This is a genomic window from Paenibacillus sp. FSL K6-3182, from assembly GCF_037976325.1.
Classification (GTDB): domain Bacteria; phylum Bacillota; class Bacilli; order Paenibacillales; family Paenibacillaceae; genus Pristimantibacillus.
This window is the reverse complement of sequence record NZ_CP150265.1, coordinates 6,694,829-6,713,082: the sequence shown is the minus strand read 5'-3', so window position 1 is coordinate 6,713,082 and position 18,254 is coordinate 6,694,829. Positions and strand designations below refer to the sequence as shown.

Genomic DNA, 18,254 nt, shown 5'->3' with positions numbered 1-18,254 from the left:
ACGATGCAAACTTTTATGAAGGATCGGTTAGGATGGTTTGTCAGTATCATCCTATTCATCCTCGTCTTATATCCCTTGGCGGCAGTTATTATTCAAGTACTGCTGCCTGGGGTTTTCTTCGGCAATTGGCAACTCGGGGACCTTGCGCTGCTGCTCGAAATATTCAAGCGTCCCTTATGGCAAAAATCACTCGAAAATTCCGTCGTGCTTGGACTTGGAACGACGGTGCTCGCTACGATTCTCGGCGGTGTGCTGGCAACGATACGCGCCAACTGGTCATTTCCAACAGCTAAGCTGCTGGATGCCTCCGTTTGGCTGCTCATTATTACGCCTTCGTTTATTTTAGCGCAGGGCTGGGTGCTGTTTGCTGCCGGAGGCGGCATCGCTGTTAACCTGCTCGGCTGGCACTGGGTTACGAGCGCTGTTTTTCAGCCTGCTGGACTTATTTTTATTATGACTTTAAGCAAATTCCCATTCGCTTATTTGAGTGTTCATGCGGCGATGGAGTGGAAGGTTGATCAGCTGTCTCACGCAGCTCGCCTATCCGGAGCATCTGCTTTCACGGTATGGCGTACGATCCAAGCGCCTCTGCTTATGCCAGCTGTTTGGGCTGGAGCAGCGCTTGTCTTTATGGATACAATCGGCGATTTCGGGCTTCCTGCATCGATTGCCGCTGTTTATCGTTTTCCGACACTGCCTTACTCTATTTACTCGGCAATCTACACATCGCCCATACGATTCGATATGGCAGGCGTTCTGTCCTTTTATCTCGTATTGTTAATCGGCATTGCGATGTTCGTCCAATTTTATGCGATGCGCCGCTCACGCTTTGATTTCTTATCGGCTCGGGCGCAGCGGTCTGTACCGAAGCCGGCTGGAAAGTTTGCTGTGCTTCTTACCACACTAAACTTGTTATTTCTTGCCGTAGTCATCGGCATTCCGATAGGCGCAAACGTGCTGATGTCCATATTCAAAACACAGTCAGGCGGTATGAAGCTAGCGAATCTCACCTTGGAGCATTACAGGGAATTGTTCCATAGCTCAAGCACGCTGCTGAAGGGTTTGTCCCATTCCTTAATGATCGCTGGAGTCGCTGCTCTGCTTGGCCTATTATTCGGACTGTGCGTCGCTTATGTCTTAACCTATTCACAGTTCAAATTTAAACGGACGATTGAGGTGTTCTCTGTCGTCACGCTTGCTGTTCCCGGCGTCGTGCTGGGCATTGGGTATATTTTCGTTTGGAATCAAAAATGGCTCGATTCGATCGGCTTGCTCCTGTACGGAACGCCTTGGATTCTTGTGCTTGCCGCAATCGCCGGCGCTATTCCCGTCATTACGAGATTGATGGTCGGCGCAATGGCGAAAGTGCCGCTTAGCCTACTTACTGCCGCGCAGCTGCAAGGCGGTACGCTCGCAAGCCGCGTCCGTTTCATACTTGTCCCTTTAATACGCGGCGCTTTGCTCTCTGCGGGCCTTGCTGCATTTGGCTCCAGCGTGTTTGACTTAGCGGTGAATTCGATCCTGTTCCCGCCAAACTTCCTCACGCTGCCCGTTACGATCAACAAGGCATTCGAGGATTTGGATTTTGGTTATGCTTCAGCGGCAACCGTCGTTGGATCATTTATCGTTATTATGATTATTTTGGCGGTTGAGCTCATGCTCCGCCGCAAGGAGGCAAATACATGACATCGACAGCGATTCAGCAAAGGTATGGCGAGGCAAATGAGCCTAAGCCAGCCGCTCCCAAACCGCTGCTTGCAGCATCTGGTTTAATGAAAAGCTACGGATCGTTTCAAGCGCTTAAAGGAATTTCTTTCCACATGCGCGAAGGCGAGATTATTAGCGTGCTTGGACCGTCAGGCTGCGGCAAGTCGACGCTGCTCCAGCTCGTCGCCGGCTTATCGAAGCCGGACGGCGGCCAGCTTAAGCTGGGCGATGAGATTATCGCCTCCCCGTCTGTCATGATGCCCCCTGAGAAACGCGGGGTTAACATGGTGTTTCAGGACTATGCGCTGTGGCCGCATATGAATGTATTCGATAACATCGCTTATGGGCTGCATAGAAGCAAGATGGCTCGAGCGGATATTCAGCAGCGCGTTCAGGAGCTGCTGGCGATGCTACATCTTGAAGGGCTTGAGCGCAGGCTGCCGCCGCAGCTCTCTGGCGGTCAGCAGCAGCGGGTCGCTATTGCGAGGGCAATTGCTACTAGGCCGAAGCTGATGCTGCTCGATGAGCCGCTCTCCAACCTTGATATGCGGCTGCGCGTAGAAATGCGCACCGAGATGGCGTATTTATTCCGCCAATTAGGCATGAGCGTTTTCCATGTTACCCATGACCCGGAGGAAGCCTTCGCTATGGCCGATCGGCTGCTTATTTTGCGCAACGGGCAAATTGATCAGATGGGCACGCCGCAGCAATGCTTCACGCGTCCGGCCAGCCGCTGGGCAGCTTCTTTGCTTGGAGCAATCAACGGCTTGCGCGGCGAGGTCATAAACGGAGACAGCGGCAGCGCTGTTCGCATCGGCTCATCGATCATTCACGGTTTGCTCGCGCCAGAGCAGCAGAACCTAAGTGATCATTCGCAGGCAATTATTATGTTCCGTCCTGAGGAAGCTGAGGTCATCGAGCGAAGAGACGCCGCAGCCGTGCTTTCATTAGCTTCACCGCAGGAGCGGACAGACAATACGATTCAGCTTCAAGTGCTTCATTGCACCTTTGAAGGCAATCGCTGGCGTGCAGTTGCACAAACGAGCTGCGGACAGAAGGTATATTTAGTGCTCGCAGTCCCGTTAGAGGCTGGCGAGCATGTAACGATAAAGCTAGCCATTCGCTCTGCTTTCATTTACCCGAATGAGGAAGAAAGGTAGTCGATTCATTTGTATAATCCAACAAAAACAGACTCGCGTCTTTTAGCCATTGCAGATATACACGGTTATGAAGAAGAACTGCTGCTTTTGCTTCAAGAAGCAGCTTATAACCCGCACCATGATCGGCTTATTTTGCTGGGCGACTACATCGATGCCGATAGGCCCGCTACATGGGGCACGCTAGATACGATTCACCAGCTTATCAACGAAGGTGCACAGGCATTGCTCGGAAATCAGGAGCTGCGGCTTCTTGCATCCGCTGAGTCCAGCAGTGCGCTTCACCCGGAAACGAAAGAATGGCTGCACAAGCTTTCATTATATGTGGTAGTCGGCCAGTATTTATTCGTTCATGCAGGCATTCGGCCAGGTGTCCCTCTGCATGAGCAAAAAAAGAAGGACCTAACGGAAATTCGCGACGAGTTTATTTATACGCCTTTGCCTGATTCGGACGAGGCGCAGTCGTACACCATTATTTTTGGCCATACGCCAACGTTCAAGCTGGATGCTTCTTCCCCTGGAGCCATATGGCAAGGAAATCGACGGCTCGCCATTGATACTGGGGCCAAGCATGGCTGTCGCTTAACGCTGCTTGATGTCAGCAGCCTATTGAGCTATTCGTGCTCGACTGCGCCAGAGAGCCGCGGCGGCGATTTCAAATTGGTTAAGCTCCAATCCATCTAACACACAAAAAAGCGCTGCCCGTATGCATTTACGGGACAAGCGCTTTTTCTCTTCTTAAATAGAGCTATTTATATTGCTATTTCGTTCAAAAGCAACGATCCAATCCCCTTGGACTGCCGCATAACCTGTGTCACCTTCAACAACCAAGCCGTACAAATTTTTGACGTCTACATATTCCTTGCGAGTGCCATTATCGAATTCAAGCGTGATGTAATAATACGTACGGGATGAATTGCTGGTATGCCCCACTCCGTCGTGATTATGGTGATTCGTATGATGGCGAACGTCCATGCGCTTGGCTACAACGCGCGCGTAAGTCGTTTCTTTTGGCGCGGTCGAATTTTTGAAATATTTAACAATGCTAAAAATAATGCCGCCAATAACGAGCACGAATACGATCATTATAAATAGAGGAACAATCGTAAACATGATTCCTCCGCCTGGAGGGCCGAATCCAAATCCATTCACAAACCATCACATCCAATTTTTTCTTTTCATTAATTTTACTATTAATACGTTCTTCCGACTAGTCTGATGCGGTATAGGCTACAAAAGCTGAGGTTAATTAATAAAAAGCAGGGGGGTAACGAAGCGGGTTGCTGGGGCTTAATAGAATTAGGAGATAGGCTCACGCAGAAAAGAGCGGCTGGACGCTGCGCACGTCGGATAGCTGGATAGCCGCTCAGCGGGATCATTTTTATTTTGACAGCGGTTAAGCCTCATTCATGCTTATGTAACGGAAAACGATCGATGATCTCGTACATAGGGGACTCGTTCATATGGGTGAGCATGAGAACAAACTGATCGATTTCCCAGCTGAACGATGAGGCAATAGACGTCGCTGCTTCAATCGGCATTCGATTAGCGTCAGCGAATCCTTTGGCAAGCGTGATATGCGGCGCGTAGGGACGATCTTCTGGAACGAAGCCCACTGAACTTGTTGCCCGAATAATCCCTTCGTGAAGAGCGGACAGCCCCTTTAAGTCTCCGCTAACGGCACCCCATAGAACGCGTGGAGCAGCGGGCGGGCCAAAGGTTCCGATTCCACTCCAAGTTAAAGAAAATGCATTTGCTCTTACTTTTTTTAGAGCGGCTGCCAGCTCTTCAAGCTGAGCAGCCGAAGTGTCGCCTAGAAACTGAAGCGTAATATGGTAATCGCTCGGATGCGTCCATTTACGGAAAGGCAGCGTATGTTTATGATCTTGTGCCCAGCTTTCCAGCTCCTTGGACACAGATGGTGATACAGGTATAGCCACGAACAAGCGCATTATATTTTCCCTCCTAATCTCAGTATGCAGCCATAACACTCGGACCATTCATTCTGCACGTTGAATTTGTACCTTTTTTCCATTCCAAATATTTTTAAGTAAACCAAATATCGCGGAAGCGTACCCAGCCCAGCGATTCCAATGAAATGCCGCGCACGGAAGGGTGGAACGCGGTTTTCAAATGTTTACGGTAGAGGAAAAACAAGCTGTGCCTGGCTTTGAGCTGAGCCTCGATGTCTATGAATATCGCTTCTCGGCGTGCTCGATCCGGTTCGCCCAATATCATCTGGATGCTGTGCTCGAGCATATCATGAACCTCGGGAAGCGCATGCTGCTGCATGCTTTTGTACAAATCAATTAGTCTCAGCTCGCGATGCTCGTCCAGCATGACAGCGAAAAGCAGCAGATCAGCGGACATGCGCGCTGTTCCCTTAAACTGCTCTGCAGGAATGAGATTAATTTGCAGCGGAATGCCTGATTTCGCATATACCTTCTGAATGATCTCTGCATCCGCTGCATACTGCGGAATCGTAGCGAGTACCAGCGGCTCGCCTTGATAGCCGGAGCTGTCAAGCGCTTGCTTGATTACGCTCCAATCAATGGGGGCTGCATCCTGCGTTTCATCAATCTGGTTCAGCCAGAAGCTGTTAACCCCTTCAATGACATCACCGGATAGCAGCTGCAAAAGCTCTGTTCGCTCGATAGCGAGGTTAATTGCCGCTCGTATGGCGGGGTTTGCCAGCAAGCCGTGCTTTTGTTCATTAACTGTGATGAATTTACAGGTCATGCCAGACTGTCTAACCTGCTGCCATCGTTCAGCTGCCATATCCGTTAGTCTTGCGTTGTGCATAATTTGAAACGATTGCAGCTCAGCGTGGTTTTCGCGTGTTGACTCCTCGGCAACGGTCCACACTTCTACACGGTCGAGGAAAGCTCTGCCGCGGAAATAGGCTGCAAAAGCTTCCAATATCCAGACGCCTTGATCATTTCCGGTGAATCGAAACGGGCCTGTACCAATCGGTTTGCTGCCAAATTGCTCGCCAGCTGCCGAACAAGCATCTTGAGGCACGATAGAGGCGCGATTAGTTGTCAAAAAAGAGAGAAAAGCTTCGTTGCGCTCGGATAATTGAATGCGAATGGTTGTGTCATCCGGTGTATCCATAGAAATGATGTTGGTGTAAGCCCAGCTGTAGAGCCCTTGCGGTGCAAGCCGCTTAAGTCGTTCAAGCGAATATTTGACGTCTGATGAATCCAGCTCACGTCCATGATGGAACAGAACGCCCTTGCGCAAATAGAAAGTCCAGCGCGTACGCGATTCATCCACCTCCCACGCATGGGCAAGCTGCGGCAAAATCTGTTCGCCCCTCGGATCGATGCGAACGAGCCCGTCAAATATTTGATTAACGAGGTGGGACTCGCCCGTGTAATGGATAGCTGCCGGATCTAGCGAATAGATCGTCTGCGGAAGCGGGAAGCGCAAAATATCTGTGCGCCGCTTGCCCTGCACCTCCGAATGAAATCCGAATTGACCAGAGAGCCATTCTTGAAACTGGTCGCGCAGCAAAGGCGCTTCTTCGATTTGCTGGAGAAGCTCAAGCGCCGAATGCAAATCCTGCTTTTGCATCATTTCTTGCGCTTCCTCCAGCGCGACTTGTTCCTTGCTGACGAGGAAGGAGAGGGCAGAGCGATTGCCGCGTCCCCGCTTTGGCTCCCACACCAACCACTCTTCCTGCTGCATACGCTTCAATAAAAGTACCATATTCCGATGTGTGCAATCGAGCAAATTTGCGAGCTCCTGTGTTGTAACCTCGAAGGGGATATTCTCTTGAATACTCGGATATGAGCGCCTAAGCGCGAGATAATGCCTGCGGATTTTCATGCAAATTACTCCTAACTCGAAAATATGAAATTTTCCAATTATAACTTACACTTTTTGTTCTTGTTTTCTAGGTTACAATAAAAGGAGTAAATTAACAAATCCAGTTTAAAGATGGAGTGAGTGAAAAATGAGAGATCCAGCACCATGGCAAAAAAGGTATGAGAAAATGCTTATTCTTGCCCTTCTGTTTGGTCTAGTCAGTCAATATTTGTTCGTAGGAGCTGCCGCAGGCATTTCGGTTATCGTGTTCATTGCCAGCTTTTATGGGTTGTTTTTCTATTCCATAAAGGGGAGGATGGGGGGCTTTGAGAAATGGCAAGGTCAAGCACGATCTGGCTGGCTGCTGCTCATTCCAATCTTTTTATTAACGCTGACTTATGCGCTATATGATAACGGTCTGTTCCGTCAGCTGAATATGTTTGCATTGTTTGCATTGATCATTTCTCAGACGGTGCTTATGACGAGCAGCAGTGTGAAGCCGTGGTACCGAGGCGTATTTTATACAGAGCTATTATTTCTGGCTTTAATTAAGCCGTTTGCTTTTATAGGCGTACCGTTTAACCTGGTTAATGATCGTTTGAGAGGAAAAGAGAAAGGTGAGAACTCGGCGAGAAGCAAGTTTGGCAAAATATCGCTAGGGCTGCTCCTGTCCGCACCTATCCTTATTGTCGTTATTGCGCTGCTTGCTTCAGCGGATGAAATTTTCCTATCTTGGCTGCTTGAGATTCCGGGCGTCATGGATCGTTTCTCTTTAGGGGAGAGCATCTGGCGCATAGTCGTAGCAGCAGTATTCGCCTTTTATGCTTTTTGCTACATATGGGGATTGCTCTTTAATAAGGCAACAGATAAAGCAAAAGACTTACCGACAGACACGCCGGGTGCTGCAATACAGCCAAACGGACGTATCGAATTTGATCCCATCACTGCTGGGACGTTGCTTGTCAGTATTAATATCGTTTACGTGCTGTTTGTTATCATTCAGTTCTCCTATTTGTTCGGAGCGGCAAACGGTCTGCTGCCTGAGGGAGCTGCGTATGCCGAATATGCACGCAGAGGTTTTGCGGAATTAATTATGGTTGCACTCATTAACGTTTGCTTGCTTATGTGCGGTTTGCATCTCATTCGGCGCACTAGCGCAGCAGCGGAGTGGATTCGCAAGCTGTCTCTTACCTTGTTGATAGGCTGTACAATCATTATGCTTATCTCCGCTTACAGCAGGCTCTCTTTGTACGAGGAGGCCTACGGCTTCACGCAGACAAGACTACTCGTTCATGGCTTTATGATTTATCTGGGCATTTTGCTCGTCATTGCATTACTGCGTATATGGAAAGAGCATTTCTCAATGGGCAAGGTTTATATATGCATATCTATTATTGCATTTGTTGTGATGAACTATATCAACATAGATGCGCGAATTGCTGAGAACAATGGTGATCGCTACGAACGAACAGGTAAGATTGATATGGCTTATCTCGGTACGCTGTCCACAGATGCGGCGCCGGCGCTGCTAAAGCTGCAAGTGAAGCATCCGGAGTTGAAGGGGTTGAACGGAGTAATAAATAAGCTTCAGGATAAGGCCCATAAGCATAACAAGTGGCAATCTTGGAATCTATCGAAGCAACGGGCTAAATAATTGGAGAAAGGCAAGGTCGTTTGTATGATGAAAATATCCCTTTTTGATCGTAGTATTCGACTTATCCTCTCACTTGTCGGATTTCCACTGTTAATCGTACAGTATTTGATAACGGTCTATGAGCAAAAAAAACATAAACCTACGGGGTGGCATGCCGACATCGGCTCACGCAAGCTGCATGTTACCGTCACGGGTCATGGTTCGCCAACGATTATTTTAGAAGCGGGGATGGGCGGTTGCTCGCTGGATTGGGCACTCGTTGCTCCGGCGCTTTCGACGAAGGCGAACGTGATTACTTATGATCGCGCAGGATTTGGCTGGAGCTCAGAAGTGCTCGATCACCCTACTTGTAGCGCTTATGTTGATGATTTGCGGTCGCTGCTGAGAACGCTTGGCGCGGCCCCGCCTTATTTGCTAGTTGGCCATTCCTATGGCGGGATGATTATGAGGTTGTTTGCCTCGCGCTATCCTGAGGAAGTATGCGGCCTTGTGCTTGTAGATGCGACGCACGAGAGCCGATATCTGCCGGAGCAAACAACCGCTGGCCGGCAAAAACAGCTGTTTAGCCACCGTTCCCAATATAGACTAGGCTATATGCTATCGCCGCTTGGCATACCGAGATGGCTGAAGCAGCATATCGGCTCTAAGCGTTTGCCGGAAGAATGGCTGGCGCCAGTTCGCGCATTAGGCTACAAGGCAAGCGCGTATAGGGCTGTCTATGCTGAGCTGCTCAGCACGACGGAAAGCAGCCTGCAAGTAGCAGCTGCCGAGCCGCTTAAGCAGGATTTGCCTGTCATCGTATTAAGCGCAGGGAAGCAGAATGAGGAATGGCAGCAGGGGCAGCGGAAGCTAACAAATTTGACCAAGCGCACGAATCAGATTATAGTCGAGGATAGTTGGCACTCTATTCATATTCATAGACCAGATGCTGTAATTCACGCTATTAATCGTTTATTAGATGAAATAGATTTGTCTAGTTATCGCTAAAATGTAAGGAGTTTTGCAGTAATGCGCATGACCAAAAAACGTTTGTTGTGGATATTACCTTTAGCTATTCTTGCAGTAGCCGCTTTTCTTTATTACGAAAATAATGCGATCGGAATAACAAAATATGAAATCAGCTCAGCGAAGCTACCTGAAGGAGTCAGCTCTTATCGTATCGTTCACTTAACAGATCTTCACAGCAAGTCCTTCGGCAAGGAGCAAAGCACAATTACGAGCAAGGTAAAACGGCTGAAGCCGGACCTCATTGTAATGACAGGCGACTTGGTTGACAGCAGAAGATACAATGCAGAAACTAGCCTTACCTTGATGCGCAAAATGACGGAACTGGCTCCTGTCTACTATGTGACCGGAAACCATGAATATGGCCCGAGGTTAATCGCATTACAGAAGGCGTTGAAAGAGCTGGGCGTCCATGTGATGCGCAACAAAAGCGAAATGATAAAGCTCGGCGATGGCGAGATTCGAATAGCTGGCGTGGATGATCCGGTTTTTAATTTAAAGGCAGATGGAGACGTTGCGAAGTTGAATGAAAATATGGCGACTGCTATGCAAGCAACCGAATCGGAAAACAACGCCGACACGCTCACTATCCTTTTATCGCATCGCCCGGAGCTTTTTTCGGTCTACACGCAGCACAAAATTGATTTGACCTTCTCCGGCCATGCCCATGGCGGACAGGTGCGCTTGCCTTTTTTGGGTGGGCTCGTGGCCCCGGGGCAAGGCTTCTTGCCAAAGTATGACGGAGGCAAATATGTGGAAGGCGGCACAACGATGATCGTCAGCCGCGGACTCGGCAATAGCATTTTTCCGCAAAGAATATTTAATCGTCCAGAGGTTGTACTGGTTGAGCTTACGCGTCCGTAATGCTTAGCATCCACGAAACTATGTGGAAAAGCTCTCTTTCTAATTGCAAAAGAATCCAATGGCAGCACAGCAAAGCAGCAGCGAAATGAGTTCGATTTCTCGTCGAACTTGTTTCGCTGTTGCCGCTTTTGCAATAAATAAGTTCGTTTCGGCTATGTCCAAAATACAAGCTATACTATAGAATGAAAACGTTCCTACTATTCATCCAACCACCAAAGGAGAGTCATAATGAAGATGAAGAAAAAAATAAGTTTAGTGATTGCTGCTCTCATGTTGTTTGGAAGCGTTATCAATTTTGTTCCGAGTTCGGTAAAAGCAGCTGAATCGGCAAGCACGGATACTCAGATTTCCATCCTAGGTACTTCGGATATTCACGGACGGTTTATGCCATGGGATTATGCTCTTGACGGTCCCAACCCAACGGGAAGTTTAACGCAGTTATTTACAATTATCAAAAAAGTTCGTGAAGAGAACCCGAATACGGTTTTACTGGATGCAGGGGATATGATTCAGGGCAATTCGGCTGAATTATTTAATGATCAACCGAAGTCTCCGATGATGGTAGCCATGAATGAAATGAACTTTGATGCATGGGTAATGGGCAATCATGAGTTCAACTTCGGGCTCGATGTGTTCAATAAGATTACCACTCAGTATAAAGGTCAAAGGCTGGGCGGGAACATCTATAAGGACAATGGTGATCGATTCTTGCCTGCGTATACCATTATCGAAAAAGATGGCATAAAAATTGGAGTTATTGGAATGGATACGCCAATGACGACTGAGTTTGAAAAAGGAACGGATCATCTAGACGGAATTGTATTCAAAAATCCTGTTGATGAAACGAAAAAAGCAATCAAGGAATTAGAAGGTAAAGTTGATGTAATGGTTGGTCTTATGCATATGGGGCTGGAGAACGAAAATGGTGTACCAGGTACTGGCGTAGCTGATATTGCCAATGCGAACCCGGAGCTGGCTGCTATTTTTGCAGGTCATATGCACAAGCTTATTAAAGAGGATACGGTGAATGGCGTTTTAATTGTTGAACCGGATAAATACGGAACGCATGTTTCTCGTATCGACCTTACGTTCACGAAGCAAGGTGATAAGGTAGTTCTTAAAGATAAGAAAGCTGCTGCATTGCCTGTTAAAGCGGCTGATGGAACGACTGAAGTATCGGATCCTGCATTGGAATCTACGCTGCAGCCGTATCATGATTTTGCTAGGGCAGATGCGAATATCGAAGTGGCACAGCTTAAAGGCATGAATCTTGTAGCTAAAAATGAGATTAATGATATTCCTACTGTTCAAATTCAGGAAACACCGTTATCAGACTTCTTTAACGAGGTCATGTTGTATTACAGCAAGGCAGATGTCGTTGCTCATCAGATTGATAACGATAAGGCGCGGCTGGATGAAGGTCCTATTAAGAAAAAAGATATTGCCTATAACTATCAGTTTGCTCTAGGAGAAATTACCGTTTACCAAGTAACGGGTAAAGATTTGATAGATTACATGGAATGGGCAGCAGGTTATTTTAACTCAACAAGACCTGGCGATGTAACGGTTAGCTTTGATAAGACACGCCGCGCTTCCAAATATAGCACAAACGATTTTTTTGGCGGCGTCAAATATGAAATTGATCTAACGAAGCCTGCTGGCAGTAGAATCACGAACTTACGTAAAATGGATGGCAGCAGCATCAAATCGGACGATGTGATCAAACTCGGTATGAACGCATATCGGATGGATGCACTTAAAGCCAAAGGTGGAGCACTTGAAGGACGCAACTTTGAGCAGCTTTGGTCTTCGAAGGATGCAAGCACATTTGGCGAAATGGACGGAACCATTCGTAATCGTGCCATTGCGTACCTAAAAGACGTGAAAAAAGGTGTATACGAGCCTAAAATTCAAAGCAATTGGAAAATTACAGGTGTAGATACGAAATCTCCTGAACGTGCAGATGTAGTTGAGCTTATTAATACCGGTATATTGGAGATTCCGAAGACGGAGGATGGCAAATATACCAATGTAGCCTCAATTAACATTTTGGATGCGGTCACTGAAAATGAAATAGCCGAGTTGTCTAACAGGGCAAAGGTGGAGCAAAGTCTATTTGCCGGCGTGAAGACAAAAGGTGAGTTCTACCATAAACTGAATGCGGCGATTAAGGCAGCAGTGACTACCCCAGAGGTAACTGCTCCGGAAGTAATCATTCCAAAGGAACCAGTTAAGCCTAATCCTAAACCTGATCCTAAACCAACAGTAAAACCGGTTGTTAAGAAGCAAGCAAAGGTTACAGCATACTTCTTGAATGTTCGTGCTGAAGCTTCTTCGAAGGCAAAGATTTATACGGCTGTACCAAAAGGTACTGTTCTTGAAGTGTTAGGAACGGAGCACGGCTGGGTGAAGGTATCGTATAAAGGGAAAATAGCATATGTGTATGGTAAATATGTAGATATGATCTAATATTTTATTTTGCTGAGTGCCCAGTCTTTGTAGACTGGGCACTTTTTGGGTAAATACTATTTTCCAAAATAGACAAAAAGAGACCCACAGCATTCGGTGCTGTGGGTCTTCATTATATATATTACAAAAGGGGGTTGTTTTCATTATAGTAGGCTTTCATTAAAACGAGATGAAAATTATATTTCAAGTTTATTACAAATGGTTGGAAAACGATGTAATACTCGCTTGCATATCGAGGAGAAGCAATGAATAGACTTGTTAAAAGCAGAAAACTTGTCCGATTATGCTTGTCTGGAGAGGGTGGGAAATTACGATATGAAGCATTCACAATCGAGTATTGCGATATTAGGGATAGGTACGGCGGTTCCGCCTCATCTTGTTGATCAAGCGGATACAGCGCGAAGGTTAGTCGATGCATTAAGCGATAAGCCGGATTCCGCCCGTTGGGGAAGAAGGATTTTTAAGCAATGCGGCGTGCAAAGCAGGTATACTTGTGAACCGAATCTGCTCGCGGAAGCAGCTGAATGCCGCTACCTGCCGAGCGCTTCACCGGAGACTGCTCCCTCGACAGCGGAACGTATGGGGATATATAAGCGGGAATCCGTTCCGCTTGGGCTTCATGCAGCGAGACAAGCTTTGGCAGATGGAAAGGTTGATGCGGCTGAGATTACACATCTCATTACGGTCAGCTGTACCGGCCAGTTTTTGCCCGGAATGGATGCAGCGATCATTCATCAATTAGGACTAACCCCCACGATAACCCGTATCCCGCTTAATTTTCTCGGCTGTGCTGCTGGGCTTAAAGCCATTGGCCTGTCACGCCAAATTGTATCGAATGACAGTAACGCAATTGTTCTTGTTGTATGCGTCGAGTTATGCACGCTGCATATTCAGCCATCTGGCGATAAGGAATCGTTATTTGCCGCTTCATTTTTCGGGGACGGAGCATCAGCCTGCGTCATTGGTGCGGGCAAGCCGCATCACAGGCCTATTTTTGAGCTAGGCGAAGAACGTTCGGTTCTGCTGCCTGAATGCGCAGAGGAAATGGTGTGGGAGGTTGGCAACCACGGCTTTGACCTATACCTATCCCCACATATTCCGAAGCTGATCGGCGAATTTATACCTGCGGAAGTAAAGCAATTATGCGGGGATGAAATGCTGGATTTATGGGCAATCCACCCAGGCGGCAAAGGAATTATCGATATTTTGCAAAATAAGTTCGAGCTTACGGATGAGCAAACCTCACATAGCTTAGGCGTGCTGCGCGATTATGGCAATGTCTCCTCCGCTACGATTTTGTTTGTGCTGAACGCCATGAGATCGCATCTTCAAGAAACAGCCTCGGAGCGAGCAGGCGGCATTGCACTCGCATTTGGCCCGGGCTTAACCGCTGAGATGATTAAAATTGCTTATGTTCCCGCTGTACTAACGGGGGATCAAGAGCAAATGGCGGACGAGGCATATGTCTAGAAGCTTGCGTCATCGAGCTGCAGCTGCTGAGCTTATGGATGATTTTTCAATTGGCGGGGCTGAGCTGCACGAGGCTTTGCGCCAGCTTCGTCAACTGAACCGTATTTTTGTTGCAGCCGCACCGACGATTTACGGCGTTGAACGACTATGGGAGCAAGCGAATAAGCCGAGAAGCCTGACCATTCTTGATGTTGGAGCGGGCTCAGGCGATGTGAACCTTGGGCTGCTAAAGTGGGCTGATAGACGGGGGATTGACCTTTTTATTCAGCTAGTGGATATAACGGAAGAGGCTTGCGAGGAAGCTAGGCGGTTTTTTAAGAAGGAGCCAAGAGTTCAGGTTAAGCAAGGCGATTTGTTTGATTTGGCGGATGGCTGTGCGGATATCGTAACGGGGACGCAGTTTTTGCATCATTTCTCCGAGGAGGAGCTGCCGCATGCAGCTGCAAGTATGCTCAAGGCAGCACGGCTTGGCGTGGTTATTAATGACATCCACCGTCACTGGATCGCATGGGCAGCGGTATGGCTGACAACTCGGATCATTTCCACTAATCGATACATTTTGCATGACGGTCCATTGTCGGTGGCAAAGGGCTTTCGCGCAAAAGATTGGAAGCTTCTTGGCCAAAAACTGAACAACGGTTCTATCAGCTACAGCTGGAGACCTTTGTTCCGATATGCGGTCATTATTAGCAAGCCACATCACAGTCCATTTGACGGAGCTGAATAAAATGACGCGTATACTGGATGCAGCTGTGCTCGGAGCGGGCATAGCTGGGAGCAGCTTAGCCAAAGCGCTTGCCGACAAGGGCTGGGAGACGCTGCTGCTCGATCGTCAATCATTTCCGCGCCATAAGGTGTGTGGAGAGTTTCTATCTCCCGAAGCACAAGGAACACTACAGGTGCTTGGTTTAAGCGAGTCTATTAAAGCGCTGGGACCAAGCCTGATAGAGCGGATACGTTTAATTTTCGAAAATGGCGCTGAGATCAATATTCCGCTTTCAAGTGCGGCATGGGGTCTCAGTCGATATTCGCTTGATGCCGCGCTCCATCAAGCGGCGCAGCAAGCGGGCGCAAAATTGCAAACGGGAACGACAGTGACGGGAGTGAAGGCTACTGATTTTGGCTATTCCATTGAAACAAAACAAAACGGTAAATTCAGTTCGGTTGAGGCTCGTACTGTCATCGCCGCTTGGGGAGCAAATAAGCATGCAGGATTACCGGGTTATAAGCAACATCAGACGGCAAAGCCCTCGTACATGGGCGTGAAATCCCATTTTCGCGGCATAGCTATAGAGCCGGTTGTTGAGCTGTATTTCTTCCGCGGCGGTTACTTAGGATTATGCCCGGTAGAAGACGGGCTTGTGAATGCTTCGGCGCTGCTCGCTCGCGATAGCTTTGCAGATGCAGGAAAGACGATACTGGGGATCATGAACGCCGCTGCAAGGCGAAATCCGAGGCTGCATGAGAAGCTAGTGCTTGGGGTGCCTGTTCAAGGAACGCAGGCAGCAGTTGCGCCTGTTCATTTGAACCATAAGCCGCTCGCATGGAATCAGCTTCCTCTTCTTGGCGATGCAGGTGCGATGATTCCTCCGCTTTGTGGAGATGGAATGTCCATGGCACTTCGCTCCGCTGCTCTTTGTGCTCCGCTTGCTGACAGCTATTTAAAGGGAAGTCTTACTATGGCTGATTGGCAGCATGCGTATACGAGGGCAATTAAACGTGAATTTGAGGGGCCGCTGCGATGGGGAAGCTTCCTGCAATGGTTATTTCATATGCCGACCGTTTCTAGCTGGTTGCCAAACGCAGCGCGAATAGCGCCTCCACTTGCACAGGGGCTCGTCCGGGCGACGAGATTAAAGCCATTCCGGATGTAAAGGCGAAGCCAATGAGCAGCGTGCGGATGTGACTGACTTTGGAGGTGCATATTCATGGGGATGAATAGCCTAGCACTCCTATCCTTTCGCTTTCCGCGAGTGTGTATTTTCTTATGGTCAATTGCACTTATCTTAGTTGGCAGTCATGCGCTTAGGCTTGATTCCGTCGTACAAGACCATGGCTTGTATCCGCAAAAGGGAAGTTATGCAAAGGTGCAGCAGGTGCTCGCATCCGATTTTAATCTGTCAGAAGCACCGATCATGCTGCTATTCGAGAAAACGGACAACTTATCGAAGTCGCGATTTCGTGCTTTTATTGAACAGACGCTTCAGCAGGTGAGCGGGACTCAGGGTCTGACTAATATCATTTCTCCGCTTGAGCGGCAGGAGCTGCAGAATGGGAACTACGCGTACGCGCTGCTTTCATTCGACGCTCCACCTTATCGGATGGAGGATACGCTGAAGCAGTTAAATCAACTTTTGCCCGTCCACAGCGGTATTTCGATAAAAGTGACAGGCAAATCAGTTATTCAAGGTGATGTAAATGAGGCTAGTCATGCAGATTTAGCAAAAGCAGAGCTGATCGGCATACCGCTTGCTTTTCTGATCTTGTGGCTCGTTTTCCGTAAAATCATTATTGCGCTGCTCCCCATCGTTATTGGTATAACGGGAGTGACGATTGCTATGGGAATTGTATATGGAATAGGCACCAAATTGCCGCTGTCCAATTTTGTTCTGAATGTGATTCCGATGGTGGGACTTGCCCTAAGCATCGACTTTGCACTTATGCTCGTTAGCCGATTTCGCGAGGAACTCGGAGGGCACAAGCAGCCTATCCAGGCGCTTGCTGCAACGATGAAGACAGCTGGCAGAGCTGTTTTTGTATCGGCAGCTTGTGTCTTCTTAGGTTTGCTGAGCTTTATCTGGATTCCGCTGCCCATGTTCTCGTCCATTGCGCTTGGAGCGATGACAGTAGTGGCCGTATCGCTGCTGCTCGCGTTTACGCTGCTGCCTGCACTGCTTGCGATTTGCGTGCCTTCAATGCAAACGAAAAAAACGCGCCCGATTGGTACCAGTCGTTCATCTGTATGGGATGGGCTTGCTCGTTTGGTAATGAAACGGCCAATGATGATGGGGATGCTGGCAGGGGGCGTGCTTATCCTAAGTTTGTTGCCCCTTAGTAGAATGGAGACTGCTGTTCCAGATGAGGCTTCATTGCCTCAAAACTATGAATCTCGTTTGGCCGCTGAGACCTCAGAGGCTGTTTTTGAGCTGCCCTCCACATCAAAAGTTTGGGTTATTGCTCGCGGAGATAGTCTGTTTCTGGAGCAAGCGGATTGGATGAACGCCTATGAGCTGACGAAGCGCTTGGAGCAAGATCCGAGCGTCTTGAGGGTGGATTCGGTATTCTCTAGGCTTAATTTGTCACCCGAGTATTTGACGACAATCATGCAGCGGCCACTGCAAAATAAGAAATTCCAGCCGGCGCTCCAGCCATTTCTGAAAAATAATCAAATGCTGCTGCAAGTGACGATAGCGGGCGAACCATCCTCTCGCGAGACGATGAATTGGCTGAGGGAGTGGGAGCGTAGAGGGGAAGCATCAAAAATATTCTTCTCGCTTGGTGGAGAGGCAAAGTATGAGCAGGAAGTATTCGATCATGTTTTTGGAAGCTTGGCTTATGTGATGCTCTTTCTATTTGTTACGAATTTCATCGTGCTTCTTGTTGCCTTTCGTTCCGTCCTCATTGCTCTCAAAACGATACTCCTCAATCTTCTGAGCATAGGAGCATCCTTTGGTATTCTGTCATGGATCTTCATGGATGGCCGATTGGGGATTGAGCCGAGCAGCATTGCCATTATGATTCCGGTATTTATTTTTGGATTGGTATTTGGAATTAGTATGGATTACGGCGTTTTTCTCATCTCGCGCATAAGCGAGGAATTTCATCATACGCGCAGTAATAAGCAGGCTGTACGAAAGGGGCTTTCCTCCGTCAGTCATGTGATAACCGCGGCTGCAGCTATCATGATCTCCGTCACCGCACCCTTTGCATTTGGCGAAGTAGTTGGCGTAAAGCAGCTCGGCATCGGCATCGCGACGGCCATATTTATTGATGCAACAATCGTTAGAATGGTGCTGGCGCCTTCCTTAATGCTCATGCTTGGAAAATGGAACTGGTGGGCTCCGAGCTGGTTGAAGCAATAGAAATCGTATGTATATTGCGGCTGCTTCGGCAGTCGT

At 48.2% G+C, this 18,254-nt stretch carries 14 protein-coding genes; 11 read left to right on the top strand and 3 right to left on the bottom strand.

Annotation, left to right across the window (positions count from 1 at the left end; all coding sequences use genetic code 11):
• Positions 1-3 precede the first annotated feature (3 nt).
• From MHH56_RS29450 to MHH56_RS29440, 3 genes are read left to right on the top strand one after another with little or no spacing between them, the layout of a single operon-like run.
• Entirely contained in the window at positions 4-1,686 is a 1,683-nt protein-coding gene (locus tag MHH56_RS29450; RefSeq protein WP_076270395.1) for an iron ABC transporter permease, read from the top strand.
• Positions 1,683-2,867: an ABC transporter ATP-binding protein gene (locus MHH56_RS29445; protein ID WP_339205171.1), complete on the top strand. Its 1,185-nt coding sequence runs from the start codon at positions 1,683-1,685 to the stop codon at positions 2,865-2,867. The genes MHH56_RS29450 and MHH56_RS29445 overlap by 4 nt, the downstream gene beginning before the upstream one ends.
• Before the next feature lie 9 nt (positions 2,868-2,876).
• Entirely contained in the window at positions 2,877-3,548 is a 672-nt protein-coding gene (locus MHH56_RS29440) for a metallophosphoesterase (RefSeq protein ID WP_339205170.1), read from the top strand.
• Between the two features lie 54 nt (positions 3,549-3,602).
• Here the strand turns inward: MHH56_RS29440 and MHH56_RS29435 are convergent, their stop codons facing one another.
• From MHH56_RS29435 to MHH56_RS29425, 3 genes are all read right to left on the bottom strand, one after another.
• Positions 3,603-3,977 carry a DUF2500 domain-containing protein gene (locus MHH56_RS29435; RefSeq protein WP_339205169.1) on the bottom strand — a complete coding sequence of 125 codons (375 nt, stop codon included), beginning with the start codon at positions 3,975-3,977 and terminating at the stop codon, positions 3,603-3,605.
• Between the two features lie 290 nt (positions 3,978-4,267).
• Positions 4,268-4,816, bottom strand: coding sequence for an RNA 2',3'-cyclic phosphodiesterase (thpR, locus tag MHH56_RS29430; RefSeq protein ID WP_339205166.1), 549 nt, complete (start codon positions 4,814-4,816; stop codon positions 4,268-4,270).
• 94 nt (positions 4,817-4,910) lie between these two features.
• On the bottom strand, positions 4,911-6,695 hold the full coding sequence (locus MHH56_RS29425) for an ABC transporter substrate-binding protein (protein ID WP_339205165.1): 1,785 nt from the start codon (positions 6,693-6,695) through the stop codon (positions 4,911-4,913).
• A gap of 127 nt (positions 6,696-6,822) precedes the next feature.
• Between MHH56_RS29425 and MHH56_RS29420 the strand changes: the two genes are divergently transcribed.
• The 8 genes from MHH56_RS29420 (at position 6,823) to MHH56_RS29385 (ending at position 18,218) form a co-directional block, all read left to right on the top strand.
• Entirely contained in the window at positions 6,823-8,328 is a 1,506-nt protein-coding gene (locus MHH56_RS29420) for a DUF4173 domain-containing protein (RefSeq protein ID WP_339205163.1), read from the top strand.
• A gap of 24 nt (positions 8,329-8,352) precedes the next feature.
• Entirely contained in the window at positions 8,353-9,315 is a 963-nt protein-coding gene (locus MHH56_RS29415; RefSeq protein ID WP_339205162.1) for an alpha/beta hydrolase, read from the top strand.
• A gap of 21 nt (positions 9,316-9,336) precedes the next feature.
• Positions 9,337-10,197, top strand: coding sequence for a metallophosphoesterase (locus MHH56_RS29410; protein ID WP_339205161.1), 861 nt, complete (start codon positions 9,337-9,339; stop codon positions 10,195-10,197).
• Between the two features lie 228 nt (positions 10,198-10,425).
• The gene (locus MHH56_RS29405; protein WP_339205160.1) at positions 10,426-12,666 is read left to right on the top strand and encodes a 5'-nucleotidase C-terminal domain-containing protein; all 2,241 of its coding nucleotides are present in this window, start codon (positions 10,426-10,428) and stop codon (positions 12,664-12,666) included.
• A gap of 315 nt (positions 12,667-12,981) precedes the next feature.
• Positions 12,982-14,136, top strand: coding sequence for a type III polyketide synthase (locus MHH56_RS29400; RefSeq protein ID WP_339205158.1), 1,155 nt, complete (start codon positions 12,982-12,984; stop codon positions 14,134-14,136).
• Entirely contained in the window at positions 14,129-14,863 is a 735-nt protein-coding gene (locus MHH56_RS29395; RefSeq protein ID WP_339205157.1) for a methyltransferase domain-containing protein, read from the top strand. The genes MHH56_RS29400 and MHH56_RS29395 overlap by 8 nt, the downstream gene beginning before the upstream one ends.
• Before the next feature lies 1 nt (position 14,864).
• Positions 14,865-16,010, top strand: coding sequence for an NAD(P)/FAD-dependent oxidoreductase (locus tag MHH56_RS29390; RefSeq protein WP_339205156.1), 1,146 nt, complete (start codon positions 14,865-14,867; stop codon positions 16,008-16,010).
• A gap of 54 nt (positions 16,011-16,064) precedes the next feature.
• On the top strand, positions 16,065-18,218 hold the full coding sequence (locus MHH56_RS29385; RefSeq protein ID WP_339205155.1) for an efflux RND transporter permease subunit: 2,154 nt from the start codon (positions 16,065-16,067) through the stop codon (positions 18,216-18,218).
• The last annotated feature ends 36 nt before the right edge of the window (positions 18,219-18,254 follow it).

Coding starts and splice junctions, on each gene's coding strand:
- MHH56_RS29390 (WP_339205156.1), top strand. CDS start 14,865: ATGACGCGTATACTGGATGCAGCTGTGCTCGGAGCGGGCATAGCTGGG.
- MHH56_RS29400 (WP_339205158.1), top strand. CDS start 12,982: ATGAAGCATTCACAATCGAGTATTGCGATATTAGGGATAGGTACGGCG.
- MHH56_RS29385 (WP_339205155.1), top strand. CDS start 16,065: ATGGGGATGAATAGCCTAGCACTCCTATCCTTTCGCTTTCCGCGAGTG.
- MHH56_RS29420 (WP_339205163.1), top strand. CDS start 6,823: ATGAGAGATCCAGCACCATGGCAAAAAAGGTATGAGAAAATGCTTATT.
- MHH56_RS29415 (WP_339205162.1), top strand. CDS start 8,353: ATGATGAAAATATCCCTTTTTGATCGTAGTATTCGACTTATCCTCTCA.
- MHH56_RS29425 (WP_339205165.1), bottom strand. CDS start 6,695: ATGAAAATCCGCAGGCATTATCTCGCGCTTAGGCGCTCATATCCGAGT.
- MHH56_RS29435 (WP_339205169.1), bottom strand. CDS start 3,977: ATGTTTACGATTGTTCCTCTATTTATAATGATCGTATTCGTGCTCGTT.
- MHH56_RS29405 (WP_339205160.1), top strand. CDS start 10,426: ATGAAGATGAAGAAAAAAATAAGTTTAGTGATTGCTGCTCTCATGTTG.
- MHH56_RS29410 (WP_339205161.1), top strand. CDS start 9,337: ATGCGCATGACCAAAAAACGTTTGTTGTGGATATTACCTTTAGCTATT.
- MHH56_RS29450 (WP_076270395.1), top strand. CDS start 4: ATGCAAACTTTTATGAAGGATCGGTTAGGATGGTTTGTCAGTATCATC.
- thpR (WP_339205166.1), bottom strand. CDS start 4,816: ATGCGCTTGTTCGTGGCTATACCTGTATCACCATCTGTGTCCAAGGAG.
- MHH56_RS29395 (WP_339205157.1), top strand. CDS start 14,129: ATGTCTAGAAGCTTGCGTCATCGAGCTGCAGCTGCTGAGCTTATGGAT.
- MHH56_RS29445 (WP_339205171.1), top strand. CDS start 1,683: ATGACATCGACAGCGATTCAGCAAAGGTATGGCGAGGCAAATGAGCCT.